This is a genomic window from Streptomyces sp. NPDC005648, assembly GCF_040605395.1.
Taxonomy (GTDB): domain Bacteria; phylum Actinomycetota; class Actinomycetes; order Streptomycetales; family Streptomycetaceae; genus Streptomyces.
The window spans coordinates 1-1,588 of the sequence record NZ_JBEXCS010000203.1 but is presented as its reverse complement, the minus strand read 5'-3'; the positions used below and the strand labels follow the sequence as shown (position 1 = coordinate 1,588).

The 1,588-nt window shown below is 68.5% G+C and carries 1 protein-coding gene; it reads left to right on the top strand.

The window, feature by feature from the left end:
* The first annotated feature begins 193 nt into the window (after nt 1–193).
* Nucleotides 194–1,378, top strand: coding sequence for an IS701 family transposase (locus tag ABZT17_RS45145; protein ID WP_356358002.1), 1,185 nt, complete (start codon nt 194–196; stop codon nt 1,376–1,378).
* Nucleotides 1,379–1,588 lie beyond the last annotated feature (210 nt).

Here is a 1,588-nt window from a genome sequence, read left to right as displayed (position 1 = left end):
TACTCCAGCAGGATTTCGCTGTCTGACCTGGTCTTTTCGCCGGGTGGCGGGAGTGTAGCGGGACTTCGATCGTGCGGGGGCGGTCTCACGGAGACCGCCCCTCGATCGTGCGACAACGCCGCAGATAGTGACAGCGACGGGGCAGCCTCCGAGGGTGATCACCGAGTCTGCCGCCGCGCAGTGGGACCTCGAACTGGACGATCTCTTCCTGACCATCGGGCACCGCTTCGGCCGAGTCGAGCTCCGCCGCCGCATGCGGGACTACGTGCGCGGGCTGCTTGCCCCGGTGGCCCGCAAGAACAGCTGGCAGCTGGCCGAACAGGCCGGCCACGCTACCCCTGACGGCCTGCAGCACCTCCTCGCCGGATCGAAGTGGGAGCCCGATGACATCCGCGACGACGTGCAGGAATACGTCGCCGGCAAACTCGGGGAGGCCGACGGCGTCCTGATCATCGACGACACAGGGTTCATCAAGAAGGGCAACACCTCCGCCGGGGTCCAGCGCCAGTACTCCGGAACCGCCGGCCGGACCGAGAACTGCCAGATCGGCGTCTTCGCCGCTTACGCATCCGCCCGCGGCCGGGCTCTGGTCGACCGCGAGCTCTACCTCCCCAAGTCCTGGACCGAGGACCGGGAACGCTGCCGCACCGCAAGGGTCCCCGACGAGCGGGAGTTCGCCACCAAGGGCGAACTGGCCCGGCACATGGTGCTGCGGGCCCTGGCCTCGCCGCTGCCTATCGCGTGGGTCACCGCGGACTCCGCCTACGGCCAGGACAACCGCTTCCGCCGGCTGTTGGAGCAGTCAGGTGTCGGCTACGTACTGGCCGTCCCCAAGTCCCAGTTCAGCGTGGGCTGTTCACGGATCGAGGGCCTGTTCGCGCAGGCCCCGGACGAGGTATGGGAGAAGATCTCCTGCGGCGACGGCGCGAAGGGGCCCCGCGTCTACCACTGGGCAGCGGTGCGGCTGCCGGCCGTCGCCGAATTTGACTATCAGGGGGAGGTCCCGCACCGGATGCGGTGGGCCCTGGCCCGGCGCAGCATCAGCAAGCCCGACGAGATCGCCTACTACCTCGCCTACGCGCCCCTTCAGGTCACCGTGCAGGAGCTGGTGCGGGTCGCCGGGGCACGCTGGGCGATCGAGGAGTGCTTCCAGGCCGCGAAGAACGAGTGCGGCCTGGATCAGTACGAGGTCCGCCGCTACGTGGGCTGGTATCGGCACATCACTCTGGCCATGCTCGCTCACGCTTTCCTGGCCGCTACGGCACACCAGCCCTGGGAAAAGGGGGCGGAACAGGTGGGACACCCGGGGTCATCGGGCTCACAGTGGCGGAGGTTCGGCGACTCCTGGCAGCTTGTCGTGCCCGGCCCCCGCACCTGAGCGGACACCGCGGACGACACCACGCGCTGAGCTGGTCGAACTGGCGCCGCCGGCGCCAAGCAGTCGCCCGTCGCTGTCACTACCTGCGGCGTTGTCGCACGATCGAGGGGCGGTCTCCATGAGACCGCCCCCGCACGATCGAAGTCCCGCTACACTCCCGCCACCCGGCGAAAAGACCAGGTCAGACAGCGAAATCCTGCTGGAGTACTA